The following is an 18362-nucleotide window of genomic DNA, read 5'->3' as shown; positions in this document are numbered from 1 at the left end:
GTACAAATGGCCCCTTGCTGGTAGGAACTGTTTCTTGTGTCGATTACGGCAAAGGATTGTGGTATACCCGTTACTAAGTGGTCTGGGACATTCTCACTTGTCCTTTCCTACTCTGACTGCGTTAAAAAGCCTCGCCGAAGCTTAGGCTTCGCCTACGTTTTTCGCCTTCTCAGAGCAGAAAATGACTTTGCGATAATATTCCCAAACCACTTAGTGCCGGGTATAGCAACCCCACTCGATGAATTCCGTGTGACCTTTACGGACGGTAGTGCGGCGATCAGCAGTATCAATCAAATACTGGCATACCGCAAAGAACAACGTCTTGCGAGGGTAGACCCTCTCCCCGATTTGGGGCCACCACCAGGAGACGACACCCCAACAAACCCCGGCAATGAAACGGAATTGTTCACCACCGGCGGAGAACAGGATTTGCAAATAAGTTACTATCTTTATTATCACCTCGGCAACACCCGCATCGTTTTTCATACGGTGCTGGATTGTAAGGGAGAGGTCGAATACGTGGCGGAATATGTGGCGGATTATTATCCGTTTGGTAAAATACTTCGGGAGTGGGTTGCTTGTGACCAGGAACGTTATTTGACAACTTACCACGAGCGTGACATAGAATCAGGCTACGATTATCGAGGAGCCAGGTTTTATGATAGTGATTTGGGGAGGTTTTTGAGTGTGGATCCGTTGGCACGTATTTATCCAGTGTGGTCACCTTACCATTATGTTAAGGATAATCCGCTTTTGTTTGTTGATCCAACTGGAAAAGAAATTCGAATCGTGGTTAGTGGTTATCGTACAGATGAAAATGGGAATCACATACTCGATGAAAACGGAGAGAAGATAGCCGCTACAGGCTATGTAGTATATTCGGCAGGAATGGATTTAACTGATAACTCTTTTGTGAATGCTGCTATTATCTCTTTAAACGGTATTCTTAATGCTGGTGCTGATAATATCGGAATTATCTCAAGACTATCAAATGATCCAAATGTTACTATATATGTAAGAGAAATAAGGTGGACAGAGCGAAATGGGTCAGCAGGTGGAAGCGTATCTTGGAGTTCAGAAGGAGGTTTAGTTCATAGTGATGGTATTGGGAGGCATGGGCCGGCGTTAAGCTTACTTCACGAGTTAGGTCACGCTTATTATCAGCAATACGACCCGGAAGGTAGAGCTAAAGACGAACCTGACCCTACAAGCTTAACCTACTTAGAGGATTTAGATAGATACGAACAGAAACAAAAAGAAGAGACGGGGATTTTTGATAATTATGAGGATAAATGGATCATTGATAATGTGGAAAATCCTGCTGCGGATATTCTAGGTTTTTCTAAACGAAATAGCCATACCCATAAGACAAAATATAAGGCGATTAATCCTTTCTCAACTATTGGACCAACTAAAAACGATGAGTAAAACATATTTCTGCATATTATTGATTCTGATGGTTGTAGGGGTGAGCTGCTTAACTAATAGTATTGGTCAACAGGTGGAAAAAAATGACTTAGATTTAGTTGAAATATACTACTTGCCATGGGATTACAGAACAGAAGGAAGGCTATCTGAGAAAGAAGTAAGAGATACAGTAGATGTGTCGATTTCATTTTTTTGTTCAAAGCAAGAGACTTTACTATCTTCTTTGAAGATGGCTTTAAACGAATCAAATTTTAGAGAATTTGAAGAACTTGACTATGTAGAGCCTTACATGATAATTGACATAATATACGAATCTAAAGAGAAGGAAACAATTACTCTTAATCGCAGGCAACTAGGTAAGTTTAGAGGTAAATCGTATTTCTTCAATGCTAGCCTGTCTCAATGGATTGAACAATATGTACCAAAAGCGACCTTTCCGATTGGAAGTAGAAATAGCAATTGCTTATGATCTTATTATTAGTGCCCCCACTCATTAGCTATGCGCCGTGCGCCTTAGGCGGATGGACGAATAGCGCTGAGTGGGCGCAGTGGCGGCTCTGCCGGTATTGCGTGATCGGAGGTTGATCTTTTTTTGCAATAAAACCTCCTGTCCGACATAGGCTGTAGCCCACGTCGGAGCGTTAGCCAAATTTTGTTTTGCGTGCAGCAGATAATATAGTCCCTTATTAGCAATATGCCCTCTCGGATCAGCCGAGACGGACGAATGGAGCAGGTGGAGTGCAGTAGCAACAGCACTTGCGTATCTGACTTGAACTAATTAATTTGTCAACCCTAAAAACGATCTTACTTAACCTTTAACAAACCAACTATTTAGCATGAAAAACATCGCGCGCTTATGCTTTACCTTACTTGGGTTTTGTTTCCTGGAAGCCAATGCTCAAGCATTATTTTTTGATGACTTTGAATCCTACGCTTACAATCGCATCGGTCCTCAATCAGCACGTTGGACGACTTGGAGCGGTAATGAGGGAGGACAGGAAGATCCCTTCGTAACGGAAGATCCTGCGTTTTCTGGCACCCACTGCCTGGAAATAAAGGGGAATATGTTCTATCCCAATGGCGGGCCAGTAGATTGCATTCTGAAACTCGGGGATCTTACGAGCGGGCGCTACGAGCTGAGCTTCCAGATGTACTTTGAGGATGCTGATGGTATGTACTACAACTTTTAACACTCTCTAATCACAACCCACCCACCATGAAACGAGCCAACTGGAAAAAATATGGCTTTGAGTTTTTATCCATCTTTGTTGCCGTCATTGCTGCCTTTGCATTGAACAACTGGAACGATAATCAGCGCAATGCTACCATTGAGAATAAAATTTTAGTGGAAATAGCCAATGGCTTAGAAAAGGATATTGAGGATATAAACGTCAATGTGCAGGGGCACGAAGCTGGTATTGAGGCTTGTAGATATTGGCGACGAGCAATTTCAGGCCAGGAGGTTAATGCCGACTCGGTAATGATCCATTATTTGGGCCTGACCCGGGATTTTATCTCTATCCAAAATGTGTCGGGGTACGAAGCTTTAAAATCGAAAGGGCTGGAGTTGCTGAAGAATGATGCCTTGCGTTTTGAAATCATTTCTTTGTACGAATATGATTATCAGACCTTGAAAAAGTTTGAGGAGGAATACCGGGAAATGCAATACCAGGATAATTATTTCATGGCCATCAACAATGTACTGGCTCCCAATTTTACTTTTGACGAAACGGGGAACATTATTGGAATGCGTACCCCCTTCGAGCTATCTGAAAGTGAGCGAAAGATAGTCTTATCCTATTTATGGAAAATTCAGGCCAATCGCCGTTTCATATTGTATTTCTACACCCAAACCACGCAGAAAGTAAACACACTGAGAGCCCATGTAGAGAAAGAGCTGGCGGAATAAATGGGGAAGAATTTATAGATCAATAAAATACGTTAGACTTGTTCTGCTAATAGTGCTCATGGCTATATTCCTGGAGACCATTTGCCTCCAGAAATACAGCATATAAACTAAGCTACCTTGTCTTGACATCCTCAAAAGCAGGAATATTCATGTCCATATGGGCATGGCCTCCAAAACGGTAAGAAAAACCAATGTTGATTAAGTAATCCGCAAATGCGGCATCTCCGTGGCGGTATACACCTGTCTGCTGGGTTCTTTCTTTGTCTTCAAAGCTTTGGATCCTGTTGCGGTAAAGGGCTAACGGGAAACTTGCAAATACAGAATAATTCTGCTTGGAATAACCTATGCCAGGTTCAGCAGAAATGGCATAGCCTGGTCTGCGGTAACCACCACTACCGCCAAAAATATCAGTTGAAGGAACGCCCTCTATTCTGCCTCCTAGATATAAATTTACGCCATCTAAAGTATTGTAAAAGGCTCCAAGCCTCATCGCAAATTGGTCGGGACAGGAGAATTCACTGTTACCGTTTCTCGTAAGTACACCGTTCGTCTCCTGTGGATTGAATAAATAATATAGGTTGGTACCAATTCCGAAATGACTGGACAAAGGGTGATATCCTTGAATATCCAAGGTGATCCCTAATCCACCATCACCAGGCTGGATAGATTGATCAACGACCGCTTCTATATTTTCGTCCCGGTTTTCACCTTGGTTATAAAATGTATCCGTGTAATCATATTTTCCAGTGGGTAATTTGACGCCAATACCCACCGAATAGTTGAAATCATGTTTGTTAGGATCAAATAGCCAGTAGCCAACGCCTAGTCTCATGTCTGAAAGTCCTCTGGAAGAAGTTTCGTGGCGGTCGCCCAGGCCATTTGGTGGGTTACCTCCGTGTTCATACATCGACGAGCGATTATGAAAGACAACGGGTAAATTAATATTTGCGAAAAGCCTATTGGTGATTCCATAACTCAACGAAAAATCTAAAAAAGTAGATTTGTTAATGACTTCGGTATGTTCCTCTAGTCTGTTGACTTCTTCAATATCACCTCTGAAATGGCGAAATGATTTAAAGTGCCGGTATCCGGATTGGGCATTAAATTCTCCTTTAGTGAGATTAAGGGTATTGCCAAAACTACCCCCACAAGAAGCGTTTCCCCTTATTGCTACACAGCCTTGGGCATTCATGGTCGTACAATAGGCAAGTGCAAAACTTACGATAGTAAGTAGTAGATTTTTTTTCATTTTCAAAATTTTTGATAGGTTTGTTAGTCAGCAAAACTAGATGATATTATGGGAGCTAGGATACAACAAAACGACCCATCCTGCCAAAACCAAAAGCTAAGCTACTGTGAATATATGACCAAAAACAGGGAAAATTATTTTTTTAACTAATTAATTCCTATAGGTTAACTAGTCTTATCTTTCGACTTTGCCCATGCTGTGACGCCAGCAAAAATCGGTTTTGCGAAATTATAGCTGAAATATCCTAAAATCACTTGTTTTAAGCATAATCCACACTCCATACGGGTACTTCTGCGTGATTCACTACCATTTCTACGGTATTGCCACTAAATATTCGACGGAGTGGGTGGCGAGGATGATTGGCGATGGCGATCAGATCCATGCGTTGCTCTTGGGTGAAATGGCGGATACCTGCTTCTACCGAAATGTCCTCGTAGTAGTGGGTCTTACAGGTGTAACCTTCGGCAATGGCGGCAAAGTCTTTAAGTGCCTCCTGCATAACGATTTGTGGCGGATTGAAAATACCCGAAGTATGGATACTCAGTAAATGCACTTCTTTGATTTGGAGGATAGCGGTGAGGTCTAAAAAATTGCGAAAGGCTTTCTGGTCATCCGGCAGCAAGCCCGTAGCGAAAACTGCTTTTTCCAGGCGCAGTTCGGTTAAAGGCTCTTTGATAATGAGAATGTTGGTATGAATTCTCCGAACCACTTTCTGGGCATTGGAGCCGATGAGCCATTCGCGTTTCCCTGAAGCACCGTGTGATCCCATCACCACAAAGTCAAAGGGTGTTTGTGCGATCAATTCCTGAATATTTGTTAGGAAATCACCACTGCTAAGATGGATGTCGATAGCTACTTTACGGGCATTCCCCTCTTTTTTTAAGAGGGCCAATTGCTCCTCGGCAGCTGCCACAACGGCGTGTTGGTAAGGCGCATACGTTTCGTCATCAAAGGCGCTGGTGAATGCAGCGGAACCACTGATGTTGTGAAACAAATGCAACTCGGCTTTTAGCTTTTTTGCTAAGAGGCAAGCAGCATCAAAGGCATAGTTGGCAACAGCAGAAAAATCGGTAGGGCACAAGATTTTCATAAAGTAGATAAGGATTGAGTATACCCCAAAAATAGGTTGGTAATGGACTAAGAAAGGTGATTTTTGTCATCTAATAACGGAGAAAAAGGTACAAATTATGTTTGTGCGATGTGTAAATAGAGACGAAGCCTTATTTTTGTCTTAAGTATATGACGGATCTGGTTGCAGATGGGACGCAATTTGGGATTCCGTTACCACGAATGAAACACGACCATGAACACGCTATCATTTTACGCTACCAGCATCTTGTTTTTGGCCATGCTGTGGGGGAGAGGCACCTACGCTCAGGAAGCTCCTCTTGAAGTAGCGGCTGATGATTTTTTCCTCAATTGTTATGGTGATGCTGATGGGGAGTTGATCTGGACAATAAGCGGAGGGGTAGCTCCCTATACTTACGAGTGGTCGCGGCTTTCAAATCCTTTTGTTTTTGCGGCAGGCTCACAAGCAATGGCTGGTACTTTTGGTCCTTTGACAGGATTAGAGGCCAATACTTACCGCTTGAAAATAACGGATGCCACTGGCCAAATGGTGACCACCTTGGTGGATATTGTCAACCCTCCCCCCATACAAGTCACCGATATTTCCGTTCAAAACCTCACCTGCGCAACCGTTTGTGATGGGCAGATCATCATGGAACTTGGTGGCGGCACCGGTGATTTAACGATCTCCTGGTCGGATAGCCCGATTACCAGCCCAATTCGTGAGGGGCTTTGCACCGGAGAATACCTGTTTTATTTAACCGATGAGCAAGGCTGTAGCCAAAAAGGTATTGTGGAAATAGAAGGCCCACCGCCGTTGGAGTTGGTCTCCAATCCTACCATTCCTACTTGTGCTGGTGTTTCAAATGGTAGTTTACAGGTTCAGGTAACAGGTGGCGTAGGTGAGTACGATTATGTATGGGCTGGTGGTGCTAGCGGAGCGAGCTTGACCGCAATTGCCGGGGGGAGCTATCCGCTAACAATATCCGATGCCAATAACTGCCTCTTGGATACCGTACTGGTTTTAGCTGATGGCCCTACCTTTTTAGCAAATCCTCAAATCGGATACGGATGTGGCGATGGTCAGATCCTGGTGACTACCCAACCCATCAACGGTACGCCACCTTATACCTATCAATGGTCTACCGGAGGGAGCAGTTCCTATTTATTGGGTATGTCAGCGGGTATGTATGCGCTTACCGTCACCGACAGCAATGGTTGTGAGGGAATCAGGGATTTCAACATTGCCTATGTGCCTCCTCTAAGCATTTCGGCTGCGGTGACGGATGTAAGTTGCTTCGGTGCACAGGACGGAGCCGTCAACTTGCAGATCAATGGCGGCCAGCCTCCCTTTGCGTTGTCGTGGAATAATGGTGCTAATGGGATGGCCGTCAACAATCTAGCGGGTGGCGAGTACACCTATGTTCTTTCGGCTGCGGGCTGTGGGCAAGCCCGTTCCGTAATCATCCGTGAACCTTCACCGATCGGTGTCCAATTTTACTTTGACCTGCAAGCGAATAATTTGATCACTGCTTTTGCGCTCGTGCAAGGGGGAGTGCCGCCTTACCAGTATTCGTGGAGCAATGGACAAAGTGGCCCCGAAGCCCTCAACTTGAACCCGGCAAGTAGTTATACACTCACCATCACTGATGCCACCGGCTGCTCCCAAACTTGGGACGTACAACCTGCGATCACAGGTACCTACGATGCTGTTCAAGACGATGTTGTAGTTTTTCCCAACCCCCACGGTGACCAATTCACTATTCAACTTCCTGAGGGAATTACCAATGCTAGCTACCGATTACTCAACCTGGCAGGACAAGAAGTGTTGCGCTGGAACAGCCTGCCCACTTCCGCTAACTTGATCAATACAACCTTTCTACCTACGGGTTGCTATGTGGTGGAGATTCGTTGGGAAAACCAGCTGCAACGATTGCGCGTGGTGAAGGGGTAGCCTTTGTAGCAAGAGGATAATTTTCAATCTTGTTTTGGGGCCTTACCTTCTGCCGATTGCATCAGCTATCCGCCACTCCTTCATGCAGGGTATGAAACCATGCCCTAAGGAGCACTGTTTCACTAAATCACCAAGCCCTCGTACAACACTTCTACCGGATGCTTTGCCTGCCGCTGCGTACCATCCGCAATTTGATGGCGACAGCTAGTGCCCGTAGCAGCGATGATGGTGCTGGTATTGGCTTTTCGCACAGCTGGAAACAACACCAATTCACCTACCTGCTGGCTCACCTCATAATGCTCGGCCTCGTAACCAAAGCTGCCCGCCATACCGCAGCAGCCGGAAGGAATAAGCTCCACATTGTAGTTTTCCGGTAAGGAAAGTAGCCAAACGGAATCTTCCACCTTACTCAGTGATTTTTGGTGACAGTGACCATGCAGCATAATGTGTTTCTCCTCGCGGTTGAACGCCTCAGCGGTGATGCGTCCGGCTCGGATTTCACCGGCCAGAAACTCGTCGATCAACAAGCAGTGAGGCGCAAGTGCTCTGGCATTTTGGCGAAGATTTTCTCCTACCAATCGTGGATATTCATCCCGAAAGCTGAGGATAGCGGAAGGTTCCAGCCCCAAAAGTGGTGTCTCTTCTTTAACGAGCGGGGCAAATAAGCGCACATTCGCCTCGGCCAGCCCCTTCGCGCGGGGTAGCAGTCCCTTGGAAATCGCTGCCCGCCCGCTCTCAGGATGATCAATCATCAATACCTGGTATCCCAGCCGATCAAGTAAGAGAATAGCCTTTTGGCCAATAGGGGTATCATTGTAATTGGTGAATTCATCACAAAAAAAGTAGACCTTCTGGCGATATTGCTGAGCTTTGGGTCGGAACTCTTTTTTTAACCAGGCGCGCAAACTTTGCTGATGTATTCCTGGTAAGGAGCGTTGTGGGGCCACTTGCAACAATTTTTTACTCCACCCTGAGGTGACCGGATTATTGAGCAATAAATTGTACAACGCTGGCCACAAACTTCCCAATCGGTTGAAGGTATTGATGTAGGCAAAAGCGCGCGCGCGTAGGGGAATACCATTGCTCTGGTAGTATTGGTGCAAAAATTCCGCCTTCAACCCCGCCATGTCTACATTAGAGGGGCATTCGGAAGTGCAGCCTTTACAGGAAAGACAGAGGTCCATCACTTCCTTGATTTCCTGATGATTGAAGGCGTTTTTTTGTTCGCTCTGGGTAAGGAATTCTCGCAGGGTATTGGCCCTGGCTCTGGTGGTGTCTTTTTCGTTGCGGGTAGCCTGGTAGCTGGGGCACATGGTTCCTCCCGAGAGCGGCAGCTTGCGGCAATCCCCAGATCCATTGCATTTTTCTGCCGCCCGGAGAATGCCACCAGCCCCGGAGAAATCCAGGACAGTAGGGTAGGAGCGATCCTTCTGCTCTGGGGAATAACGCAGGGAGCTGTTCATCGGCGGAGCATCCACAATCTTACCGGGGTTGAAGATGCCGATGGGGTCCCAGGTCTGCTTTATTTCCCGAAAGAGGGCGTAGTTCTTTTCCCCTACCATCAGTGGAATGAAGGCAGCCCGTACACGACCGTCGCCATGCTCCCCGCTCAGGGAGCCACCAAATTTCTTGACCAGCTGCGCAGTCGCCAGACTGATGTCATAAAACTTTTGTACATCCACGGCTTTCTTTAAATCCAGAATGGGGCGCAGGTGCAACTCACCCGCTCCGGCGTGGGCATAATACACGGGTTGTTGCCCAAAACCTTTCATGAGCTCCGAAAACTCATGGATATACTGGGGCAGGTCATCCAAATCTACAGCAGTATCCTCAATACAAGCTACCGTTTTGGCATCGCCGGGGATATTGGAAAGTAAGCCTAGTCCGGCACTGCGCAATGACCATACTGCTTTGGTTTGGGACGCAGGAATGATAGGGTAGGCGTAGCCCAAACCTTGTTCTTTCAACTCATGGATGAGCAGTTCTGCTTCGGCCTGAGCCGCAGCCAAGCTGGTGGCACGTAACTCCACCATGAGCACCGTAGCGGGGTCGCCTTCAATGAAGAAACGGTGTTTGTTGTATTCGATGTTTTCCTTGGTACAGTCAAGGATAATTTTGTCCATCAACTCGCAGGCACTTGGGTGGTGGCGCATTGCGATTTGGGTAGCGCGCATACTTTGGTCTAGATCCGCAAAGTGTGCCGCAACCACCACATGATCGGGTAGCGGTAAGGGGTCGAGCTGAAGTTTTATTTCGGTGGTAAAGGCGAGCGTTCCTTCCGATCCGCAGAGGAGTTTACAGAAATTGAAAGAAGTGTCACTGTCCGTAAAAGCAGAGGTCTCCAATAAGGCATCAACCGCATAGCCCGTATTCCTACGGTGGATACTTGGTTTGGGGAATTGCTGCCTGATTTCGGCTTGTTGTTCGGGGTCACGCAATGCTTTGGTCATTTGGCGATAAAGGTCGCCTTCCAGGCCGGGGAGCGTACATTTTTGGGCCAATGCTGCGGGAGTAAGTGCCTCGAAAGTAGTCTTTGACCCATCCGCGAGGAGTACCTCCATGGCTATCACTTTATCTCTGGTGACGCCGTATTCGATAGAGGTGGTGCCGGAGGAGTTGTTGCCCACCATCCCCCCAATCATGGCGCGGTTGGCCGTCGAAGTGATGGGAGAAAAAAACAAGCCGTGAGCTTGCAAAAAGGCATTGAGTTCATCGCGGATCACTCCCGGTTGTACGCGTACCCAACGTTCTTCGGCGTTGACTTCCAGTATCCTGGTGAAATGTTTGGAGACGTCGACTACAATCCCTTCGCCAACACACTGCCCAGCCAGGGAAGTGCCTGCTGCGCGAGGAATCAAAGAGGTACCGTGGGTTTGAGCAAATTGGACCAAAAGCTTTAAATCCTCTATCGTAGCGGGTAGCGCTATTGCCTGGGGCAACGCTCGGTAGACCGAGGCATCCGTTGCGTAAAGCACCCTTTGGAGGGAATCAAAATGCAGCTGGCCAGTAAGTTGCTCAGAAAGTTTGGCGAGTGCGGTAGTTGGTATTTCCAGGGCGTCCATAATTGCTATATTTGAAAGCCAAAAGGTACGCAAAGTGACGATAGTAGGGTAGTACTTTAACCTCCCTGGCGTCTTAATTCCGCTCGTCGCATGGGCATGCCATCAATCAAGGCGTATAATTCCGCTAAGGAAAGGTATTCGTTTTGGCGCAATTTTATGCCGCCATCGAGGCCAATGAGTATAATTTCAAAACCTTGGATAGTGATGCTTGGTGAGGAAGCACTGCTTTCCATTTTTATCCAATCTCCCTTAGGTTTCAGGCCTTTTCGATAATAGCCTTCTCGGATTTGATAAACCACGAGTTTTCGTTCTGCCAATCCAGCGGGGTCTGCGGCGAGGATGGCCAATTGGCTTTTCCAGCGGTCTTCGTCAGCGTCAGGTGTGTAGATCAGGATCACCCGATCTTGCCATTGGTGTTGGGCGAAATACTGGGCATTAAGTTGGAATTCCGTCATCAGGAAGAGGGTAAAAAAGAGAAGTATAGAGTATTGGTAACGCATATTTAACCAACAAGATAGGTTCATGATTGTTTTTTCTGTTAATTTGTCGTCAACGTTATTTAGGGAAGGTCAAAGGTCAACGATCAACCAACAACAATCAACCAACAACCATCAACAATCAACAATCAACAATCCACCAATGAAAGGTTTCCTCTTCGATATGGACGGCACAATGGTCGACAACATGATGATTCACCACCGAGCCTGGCAACGCAAGTTGTCGGAATTAGGGCTGGATATGACCATTGAGGAAGTCAAGGAAAAAATCCACGGCGTCAATAATGAAATCCTGGAACGTCTTTTTGGGGATCGTTTCACGCCGGCGGATCGTGAGCGTATTTCGGGAGAAAAAGAGGCCGCTTACCGCGAGATTTTCTTGCCTCAGTTGAAATTGATTGATGGTTTGCAGGCTTTTCTAGATCAGGCAAAAGCGGCAAATATTCCCATGGCCATCGGCACGGCTGCGCCAGCGGAGAACGCCCAGTTTCTGATTGATAATTTAGCTTTGGCACCTTATTTCGAGGGCGTTTTCCATGCAGGTAGCGTCAGTAAAGGAAAACCTGATCCCGAGATTTTTCACAAAGCAGCAGCGTCCATTGGCTTGGCAGCCGAAGATTGTCTGGTGTTTGAAGACAGCGTCACTGGAGCCGAAGCGGCTTACCGGGCGGGGGCTCAAGCTATCATCATTACCACCACCCATGCCGAAGAAGAATTTGCCCACTTTCCGCATATCTTGAAATTTGTGGATAATTATCATGGGATGATACCTGGGGAGTTGCTGGCGATTTAAGGCTGCTGTTCGTATAAATACATTTATGCATTTACACAAATCCGGCTGTAGCAAGTGTGGTGTTTAGCCAACGGGGCTATTCGTATAAATACATTTATGCATTTACACAAATTTGGGCCTATAGTCAAAGAAATGAGGACCACTGAATGCTTGAGTTGCTAAATCTCGCTCCCTTTTTGTATCTTTCAAATTATCTCCCTTAGCTAATTTATTTTTCACTATTACCAAACCTGGCTTACCCCAAGGTTGGCCGGTCGTTTGGTACACCAAACCCATATACTTATGTACAAGCAAACCTTGTTCAGGGTGCTCTTTGCTTGCCTGTTTGTGGCAACGCTCGTGTGCTCTTGTACCCGCAAAGCGGAGACTTATCTCTATTTAAGTAAGGGCGATCAATTGGCTTTTCCCGAAGCTTCCCTTGATTTGAAAAAGACGGGTGTCTGCTTTTCTGGTGGTGGCACCCGGGCCATGACCTGTGCTGCTGGCCAGATGAAGGCACTCCATGATCTTGATCTGTGGCAACATTTTGGCTACATTTCTTCGGTGTCGGGAGGCTCCTGGGCTTCTTCTATTTTTACTTATTATGAAGCTGTTGAAGGAGGTCCTCAGAATGACGAAGAGCTGCTGGGTAGACCTCTGGGAGCAGAGAACCTTACCATGGAGTACTTACGAAAGCCAGTACCTAAAGAATGGCTCTTTCACCCGGTTACGATTGATCTCACTAAAAGGTTATTACATAATTTAAGGACAGATGATGAGACATTGGGCTTTGAGGAATCACCCCATGATATCTGGATTGATGCCATCGGTGCGGTTTATCTACAACCTTTTGGATTGTATGGCGACCGGGCCAGGCGGTACTTTTCTTATGATGAAAATTCTGTGAGGAGCATCTTAAACCGGGCGCCCCGCTTGAAATTGTCAGAAAATGATTTCCACTTGGTGCACAACCAAAAGGAAGATGCTCATCGCCCTTATTTGGTAATGAATTCGTGTATCATCAGCCCTCCGATTGATTTTCCAATTAAAGTACCAGCACCACTGAGTGTCATGAACTATTCTCCTTTGGGCGTTGGTTCCGCCAAGTTCAATGAAGCAGAAGGTTTTACGGGAAACTTGACAGACAAGTTCCCTGTTGGCGGCGGATTCATTGAGCCTTTCGCCATGGGTGGATCGGCCCCTATTCGAACGCCAACGGTGACGGACAAGGGCTTTTCCTTAGCGGAAGTTAGATTGTCAGAGCGTCATCGTTTCCGACTTGCGGACGCGGTGGGTACGAGCAGTGCTGCTTACGCTGTTACAATTGCCCAAAGTGAAAGAGATGAAATCATTACAGACCTATTGGCCTTGGGTTCTATCATCCCTCGTGAAGAATATTGGGCTCCAGGAAAAACGAACACACTAGCCCGGGAGTACGGTTTTGGCGATGGGGGAAGTTTGGAAAATTTCGGAGTGCTGAGTTTACTCCAGCGAGATGTTGACAGGCTCGTCGTATTTGTGAATACCGATACGCCTATCGATATAACGCATAAAGAAGGAGAGCCTGTATCCAATACGCAAGTGATAGATTACGATTTTTATTCCCTTTTCGGGGATTTTACTTTTGGCAATCACACCAGAAATCATGTTTTTTCAAAGGAAGATTTTTATGATGTTTTTGACCAATTTAAGCGCTGTATCCAGGATGGAAAAACAGTGAAGGCATATACCAAAACGACAACTATTCCCAACAAATGGTGGGGCATTAAGGCAAAAGAGGTGGAAATTCTTTGGTTTTATAACGAACTTGTTCCCGAATGGAAAGAAAAGCTCAATGAAGAAATCCAGCGAGAGATTGACGAATGTAGCAGAGGAGAATTCCCCGATTTTCCTCAATACAAAACCGAATTCCCCGAAAAACTACCTTTCATTGTTGAGCTTTCTCCGGCGATGGCCAAGCTGCTTTATGAGTTGCAGTATTACAATGTGCATTCTAATGCGGATGCCTTTGATTTTATAAAAGGGAATTGAGCAACGATTATAAAAGGAAGGTCTTTGTAGTACTTCAAGGCAGAATTTACCAATCCTGCCTTGAAGTGCTATAGTTTATGCAGGAGACCTTCCTTTTACCTGTTTTTTGTCCAAAAAATTGCTATTCTAATTAACATCGCTTACTTTAGTGAGTAATTAATCACTTTTTTCTTGGTTTCAAAAAAAGAACGTATTCTGGAAGCCGCTTTAGCCTTGTTTGCCAAGCAAGGATACGCGGCTACTTCTACCAATGCCATTGCCAAAAAAGCAGCGGTTTCGGAAGGGCTATTGTTTAAGCACTTTGGAAACAAGCAGGGCTTGTTGGATGCCTTACTCAAAGAAGCAGAGGATCAAGTTGCTTTGCTTGTCGCACCAATTGTCACTGAAAAAAATCCCCAGGAAGTAATCCGTAAGTGTATTGAGATGCCTTTTGAGGTGCCGCAGGAGGCATACAATTTCTGGCGTTTAATTTTTCAGATGAAATGGAGCATTGATTACGATCCTAAAAAAAAGGAGCAACTACTGCGCGACAAATTATTGGCCGTATTTACGGAATTAGGGAAAGAAGACCCCGAACAGGAGACGGAGCTTCTGATGCAACTCATTGACAGCGTTTCGATTGGCTTATTGCAAGGCAGTCTAAACGACCCCTTGTTGTTTCGAGACTTTTTATTAAAAAAATACATCTAGTAGTGCTTTTGGCCGGCAGCCGCTTCACTAAATTATTAAATGACTAAATCCTATTTATGAAAAAGACCTTGTTACCTATTCTTTTAATTATGGTCTTGATTGGTAGCGTAAGTATAGGCTTCGGCTACAGCGAAAAAGGAGAGGAAGAGCTATCTGAAACACTTGCAGTAACCTTGACCCCAGGAGATCAAGACACCTCCTTAGCGGCATTTAATACCATGATGAAGGTGCTCACCCACAAGCGGTGTGTCAATTGCCATCCAGCCGGTGATCGGCCCCATCAAGGGGAAGATAGCCACGTTCATAATTTCGGGGTGCGCCGAGGACCCGACAATCATGGTGTAGCCGCACTTCAATGTGAAACTTGCCACCAGCACGAGAACAATCCATATTCTGGTGTTCCCGGTGCGCCGGAATGGAGTCTGGCTCCTCTCAGCATGGCTTGGGAAGGTCTAAATCGGGTAGAAATCGCTAAATCAATTTTAAATCCTGCCATCAATGGTGGACGTAACCTGGAGGAAACAGTAAAACACCTCACTGAGCACGAACTCGTACTCTGGGCATGGGAACCTGGTGTAGATGCCAATGGAACACCCCGGGAAAAACCACCGGTGCCCAAAGAGGAATACATCGCCGCGGTTAAGAAATGGGCTGCCACCGGTGCCTATATCCCCGCTGAATAAGTTATTGCTAAAAACAAATAATCATGAAGATATCCTTTCAAATCAACGGAGTACCCCAATCGGTAGATGTTGATGAAAATACGCCTTTGTTGTGGGTGGTCCGCGATGTACTCGACCTCAAGGGGACCAAGTTTGGTTGTGGGAAAGCCGCATGTGGCGCTTGTACGCTCCACGTTGATGGGGAAGCCATTCGCTCTTGTTCCTACGCAGTGAAATATGCGGAAGGCAAAGACATTACCACCATCGAAGGTTTGGGCAACGCCGACCATCCACATCCTGTGCAGCAGGCATGGATGGAAGAAGTGGTTCCACAGTGTGGTTATTGTCAGCCAGGATTCATGATGGCTACCGCCGCTATGTTGGAGAAAATCCCCAATCCTACCGATGAGGACATTGACGCCAACATCGTTAATATTTGTCGCTGTGGGACCTACTATCGCATGCGCAAAGCCATCCACCGGGCCGCAGAACTGCATCATGTTAATACCCAAAATTCGTAACCATGAGCAAAGAGAAAAAAGGTTTTTCGCGACGCAAGTTCCTGGTACGTGGTGCTGTGGGCGTTGGCGTGATTTTAGGCACGGGTTATCTGACACGTTCCATCTGGCGGCGCAGCATTGCCGATATGGCCAATACATTGGATGCCTCCTATTTAGGGGATACCAAAACGCCCCCGCTTTGGTTTGAGGTGACGGCTGAAAACCAGATCATTCTGTATTCACCTAAGGTAGAGATGGGCCAGGGGACCTTTACGAGCTTGGCGCAAATAGCTGCTGATGAGCTGGAAGTAGCTATCGACCGTATCAAGGTGGTGCATGCCGCTAGCGATACCGGTAATATTGATGGCTTATCCACCGGTGGTAGTACCTCCGTTTCCAGTTTGTGGATGCCCTTGCGCGAATTGGCCGCGACAATGCGTGAAATGCTTAAAAACGAAGCGGCCAAAGCACTGAATACCAATGTCGCTACTTTGCAACTGAACAATGGTGTTATTTCAGGCGGTGGTAAAGAGATGACCTACGGCGAGGTTGCAGCCGGCGTACAGGAGTGGGAAATCCCTGATGTGCCTCCTCTTAAAGATATTAAGGACTATAAATACGTGGGCCAGCCCATTCCTCGGGTAGATTTGGCGGATAAGGTATTTGGTGCACCTATCTTTGGTATGGATGCCATCATGCCGGATATGCTTTACGGGGCCGTCGTGCGGTCTTCCTTAATTGGAGCTACGTACAAAGGGGCTGATACCAGCAAAGCTGAGGGTATGCCCGGCGTCGTGAAGATTGTCAAAGAACCCGATTTCGTAGGCGTAGTAGCCACTTCGCGCATGGAAGCCGAAAACGCCAAAAATGCTATTGTCGTAGATTGGGACGTTAGCCGCACCTGGCAGTCGGCGGATATCGAAGCAATGATCCAGGTAGGGCAGGGCGACCCCGTGGAAATTCAGAAAACCGGCCAGGCAGAGGACATCCTCTCCGACGAGGAAGGGCTGATCGTCTCGGAGTTTAAGAGTCCCATCGGCGCGCATGCTCAAATGGAACCTAATGGTGCCGTCGCTTTTGTAGAAGCAGATAAAGCAACGGTAATGATCTCTACCCAGGTCGTAGACATCACCCGTAAGGAAGTGGCCGATCGACTGGGCCTGGACAAAGAACAGGTGAATATTATCCCTACTTTTTTGGGTGGTGGCTTTGGTCGTCGTCTGCATACGCCGAATGCGATCCAGGTGGCCGTACTCTCAAAAGCGGTAGGAAAGCCCGTAAAGTGTTTCTTCAATCGCAAGGAAGAGTTCCAAAATGATACTTTCCGGCCACCTACTCACCACGTTTTAAAAGCAAAGCTTACAGAGGATGGCCTTATTGAAGCCATTGAGCACAATATCTCCAGTGGTGATGTGATGTTTGGCTCGGCATTGCTACCCGATTTGCTTGGTCCTATCGTAGGAGCAGATATTGGAGCCTGGCGCGGAGGGATGATTCAGTACCGAGCTATCCCGAATTTTCGGGCAGTGTCCTGGCGGGTGAAATTACCTTTTTCCACCAGCTGGTGGCGTAGCCTTGGCCTGCTAGCCAATACCTTTGCCATCGAAAGTTTTATGGATGAATTGGCCATCAAAGCAGGGAAAGATCCGGTGCAGTTTCGCTTGGCGCAAATTCAGGACGACAAGGCGGGCCAACGCCTCAAAGCCGTCATCAATGCTGCTGCCGACAAAGCAGGCTGGAAAGATGAGGTGGTAAACGGTAGAGCCATGGGCTTTGCCGCTTCTACGGATGCCAATACGCCTTGTGCACACGTAGTAGAAGTGTCTATCGAAGATGGAGAGATCAAAGTTCATAAAGTAACCTGTGCCATGGACCCCGGTATTGCCGTCAACCCCGATCAGGTGCGCGCGCAGTGTGAAGGTTCCATCATCATGGGCATGAGCGCCGCCATGTACGAGCAAATGAAAGTGAAAGATGGCGCTCTGACACCTACCATCTACGGCCCCTACCAGATGGCGCTGATGAGAGATGCCCCCAAAGAGATAGAAGTGGTGCTGCTACAAAATGATGATAAACCCGGTGCAGTGGGTGAACCACCGATGGGCCCCATCGGCGCAGCCGTAGCCAATGCAGTGTTTAGACTGACGGGGCAGCGCCTGCGGGAGATGCCTTTGCAGTTGGCTTGATCATTGGTATAAGCTGGACCTTCAGCGAAAACCGAAAAGGGATGCGGTCCGCTGCGCGTCCCTAAGGTAGATGGTAGAGGGGCTTTAAGTTGGGAATTCATTCCTGATCTTACTTTTTCCTCTACCTTCTATACCGATCTTAAAGTGGTTGAGCTGCACTGCTCCCGTCTGGCCATGCTGGCACAGTAGGCGGGCTTCGGGGTGGGCTTTTGTCCAAAACATATATCATTTACTGACAACCAATGTTCTATTTCTTCAGTAAACTGCTCGCCTTTCTGCTTCGTCCTTCTGTTTGGGTGATACTGTAGCTTGGGCTTCCAGCCCGAGCGTGAAGATTATGCTCGGGCTGGAAGC

The 18362-nt window shown here is 46.9% G+C and carries 15 protein-coding genes; 11 read left to right on the top strand and 4 right to left on the bottom strand.

Annotated elements, in window-relative coordinates; all coding sequences use genetic code 11:
* Window positions 1–213: 213 nt before the first annotated feature.
* The 4 genes from AB0L18_RS24945 to AB0L18_RS24930 all read left to right on the top strand — a co-directional run bounded on the left by AB0L18_RS24945 (window position 214) and on the right by AB0L18_RS24930 (window position 3337).
* Window positions 214–1428 (top strand): RHS repeat-associated core domain-containing protein, encoded by a 1215-nt coding sequence (locus AB0L18_RS24945; RefSeq protein WP_367390043.1) that lies wholly within the window; start codon window positions 214–216, stop codon window positions 1426–1428.
* Window positions 1421–1897: a hypothetical protein gene (locus AB0L18_RS24940; protein ID WP_367390042.1), complete on the top strand. Its 477-nt coding sequence runs from the start codon at window positions 1421–1423 to the stop codon at window positions 1895–1897. The genes AB0L18_RS24945 and AB0L18_RS24940 overlap by 8 nt, the downstream gene beginning before the upstream one ends.
* A gap of 367 nt (window positions 1898–2264) precedes the next feature.
* Entirely contained in the window at window positions 2265–2618 is a 354-nt protein-coding gene (locus tag AB0L18_RS24935) for a hypothetical protein (protein ID WP_367390041.1), read from the top strand.
* A 26-nt stretch (window positions 2619–2644) separates the two neighbouring features.
* Entirely contained in the window at window positions 2645–3337 is a 693-nt protein-coding gene (locus AB0L18_RS24930) for a hypothetical protein (protein WP_367390040.1), read from the top strand.
* Between the two features lie 112 nt (window positions 3338–3449).
* Here the strand turns inward: AB0L18_RS24930 and AB0L18_RS24925 are convergent, their stop codons facing one another.
* Window positions 3450–4586 carry a transporter gene (locus AB0L18_RS24925; RefSeq protein WP_367390039.1) on the bottom strand — a complete coding sequence of 379 codons (1137 nt, stop codon included), beginning with the start codon at window positions 4584–4586 and terminating at the stop codon, window positions 3450–3452.
* A 259-nt stretch (window positions 4587–4845) separates the two neighbouring features.
* A complete protein-coding gene (locus AB0L18_RS24920) occupies window positions 4846–5676 on the bottom strand; it encodes a universal stress protein (RefSeq protein ID WP_367390038.1) in 831 nt (276 codons plus the stop codon).
* Between the two features lie 213 nt (window positions 5677–5889).
* Between AB0L18_RS24920 and AB0L18_RS24915 the strand changes: the two genes are divergently transcribed.
* On the top strand, window positions 5890–7608 hold the full coding sequence (locus tag AB0L18_RS24915; RefSeq protein WP_367390037.1) for a T9SS type A sorting domain-containing protein: 1719 nt from the start codon (window positions 5890–5892) through the stop codon (window positions 7606–7608).
* Between the two features lie 122 nt (window positions 7609–7730).
* Here AB0L18_RS24915 and AB0L18_RS24910 read toward each other — a convergent pair whose 3' ends face one another.
* Window positions 7731–10670 carry an FAD-binding and (Fe-S)-binding domain-containing protein gene (locus AB0L18_RS24910; protein ID WP_367390036.1) on the bottom strand — a complete coding sequence of 980 codons (2940 nt, stop codon included), beginning with the start codon at window positions 10668–10670 and terminating at the stop codon, window positions 7731–7733.
* A 56-nt stretch (window positions 10671–10726) separates the two neighbouring features.
* Entirely contained in the window at window positions 10727–11194 is a 468-nt protein-coding gene (locus tag AB0L18_RS24905) for a DUF4174 domain-containing protein (protein WP_367390035.1), read from the bottom strand.
* A 115-nt stretch (window positions 11195–11309) separates the two neighbouring features.
* Here AB0L18_RS24905 and AB0L18_RS24900 point away from each other — a divergent pair, with 115 nt between their 5' ends.
* From AB0L18_RS24900 to AB0L18_RS24875, 6 genes are all read left to right on the top strand, one after another.
* On the top strand, window positions 11310–11960 hold the full coding sequence (locus AB0L18_RS24900; protein ID WP_367390034.1) for an HAD family hydrolase: 651 nt from the start codon (window positions 11310–11312) through the stop codon (window positions 11958–11960).
* A 282-nt stretch (window positions 11961–12242) separates the two neighbouring features.
* A complete protein-coding gene (locus AB0L18_RS24895; protein WP_367390033.1) occupies window positions 12243–13970 on the top strand; it encodes a hypothetical protein in 1728 nt (575 codons plus the stop codon).
* A gap of 171 nt (window positions 13971–14141) precedes the next feature.
* On the top strand, window positions 14142–14660 hold the full coding sequence (locus AB0L18_RS24890) for a TetR/AcrR family transcriptional regulator (protein ID WP_367390032.1): 519 nt from the start codon (window positions 14142–14144) through the stop codon (window positions 14658–14660).
* A 56-nt stretch (window positions 14661–14716) separates the two neighbouring features.
* Window positions 14717–15343 carry a hypothetical protein gene (locus tag AB0L18_RS24885; protein ID WP_367390031.1) on the top strand — a complete coding sequence of 209 codons (627 nt, stop codon included), beginning with the start codon at window positions 14717–14719 and terminating at the stop codon, window positions 15341–15343.
* A 23-nt stretch (window positions 15344–15366) separates the two neighbouring features.
* Window positions 15367–15843 (top strand): (2Fe-2S)-binding protein, encoded by a 477-nt coding sequence (locus AB0L18_RS24880; protein WP_367390030.1) that lies wholly within the window; start codon window positions 15367–15369, stop codon window positions 15841–15843.
* Between the two features lie 2 nt (window positions 15844–15845).
* On the top strand, window positions 15846–18008 hold the full coding sequence (locus AB0L18_RS24875) for a molybdopterin cofactor-binding domain-containing protein (protein ID WP_367390029.1): 2163 nt from the start codon (window positions 15846–15848) through the stop codon (window positions 18006–18008).
* The last annotated feature ends 354 nt before the right edge of the window (window positions 18009–18362 follow it).

The organism is Lewinella sp. LCG006, from assembly GCF_040784935.1.
Taxonomy (GTDB): domain Bacteria; phylum Bacteroidota; class Bacteroidia; order Chitinophagales; family Saprospiraceae; genus Lewinella.
Note: the sequence above shows the minus strand (reverse complement) of the source record. Positions and strands in the feature narration are given on the sequence as shown.

Excerpts from the sequence above, each read along its gene's own strand:
- AB0L18_RS24940 (WP_367390042.1), top strand. The coding sequence starts at position 1,421 with ATGAGTAAAACATATTTCTGCATATTATTGATTCTGATGGTTGTAGGG.
- AB0L18_RS24935 (WP_367390041.1), top strand. The coding sequence starts at position 2,265 with ATGAAAAACATCGCGCGCTTATGCTTTACCTTACTTGGGTTTTGTTTC.
- AB0L18_RS24930 (WP_367390040.1), top strand. The coding sequence starts at position 2,645 with ATGAAACGAGCCAACTGGAAAAAATATGGCTTTGAGTTTTTATCCATC.
- AB0L18_RS24925 (WP_367390039.1), bottom strand. The coding sequence starts at position 4,586 with ATGAAAAAAAATCTACTACTTACTATCGTAAGTTTTGCACTTGCCTAT.
- AB0L18_RS24920 (WP_367390038.1), bottom strand. The coding sequence starts at position 5,676 with ATGAAAATCTTGTGCCCTACCGATTTTTCTGCTGTTGCCAACTATGCC.
- AB0L18_RS24915 (WP_367390037.1), top strand. The coding sequence starts at position 5,890 with ATGAACACGCTATCATTTTACGCTACCAGCATCTTGTTTTTGGCCATG.
- AB0L18_RS24910 (WP_367390036.1), bottom strand. The coding sequence starts at position 10,670 with ATGGACGCCCTGGAAATACCAACTACCGCACTCGCCAAACTTTCTGAG.
- AB0L18_RS24905 (WP_367390035.1), bottom strand. The coding sequence starts at position 11,194 with ATGAACCTATCTTGTTGGTTAAATATGCGTTACCAATACTCTATACTT.
- AB0L18_RS24900 (WP_367390034.1), top strand. The coding sequence starts at position 11,310 with ATGAAAGGTTTCCTCTTCGATATGGACGGCACAATGGTCGACAACATG.
- AB0L18_RS24895 (WP_367390033.1), top strand. The coding sequence starts at position 12,243 with ATGTACAAGCAAACCTTGTTCAGGGTGCTCTTTGCTTGCCTGTTTGTG.
- AB0L18_RS24885 (WP_367390031.1), top strand. The coding sequence starts at position 14,717 with ATGAAAAAGACCTTGTTACCTATTCTTTTAATTATGGTCTTGATTGGT.
- AB0L18_RS24880 (WP_367390030.1), top strand. The coding sequence starts at position 15,367 with ATGAAGATATCCTTTCAAATCAACGGAGTACCCCAATCGGTAGATGTT.
- AB0L18_RS24875 (WP_367390029.1), top strand. The coding sequence starts at position 15,846 with ATGAGCAAAGAGAAAAAAGGTTTTTCGCGACGCAAGTTCCTGGTACGT.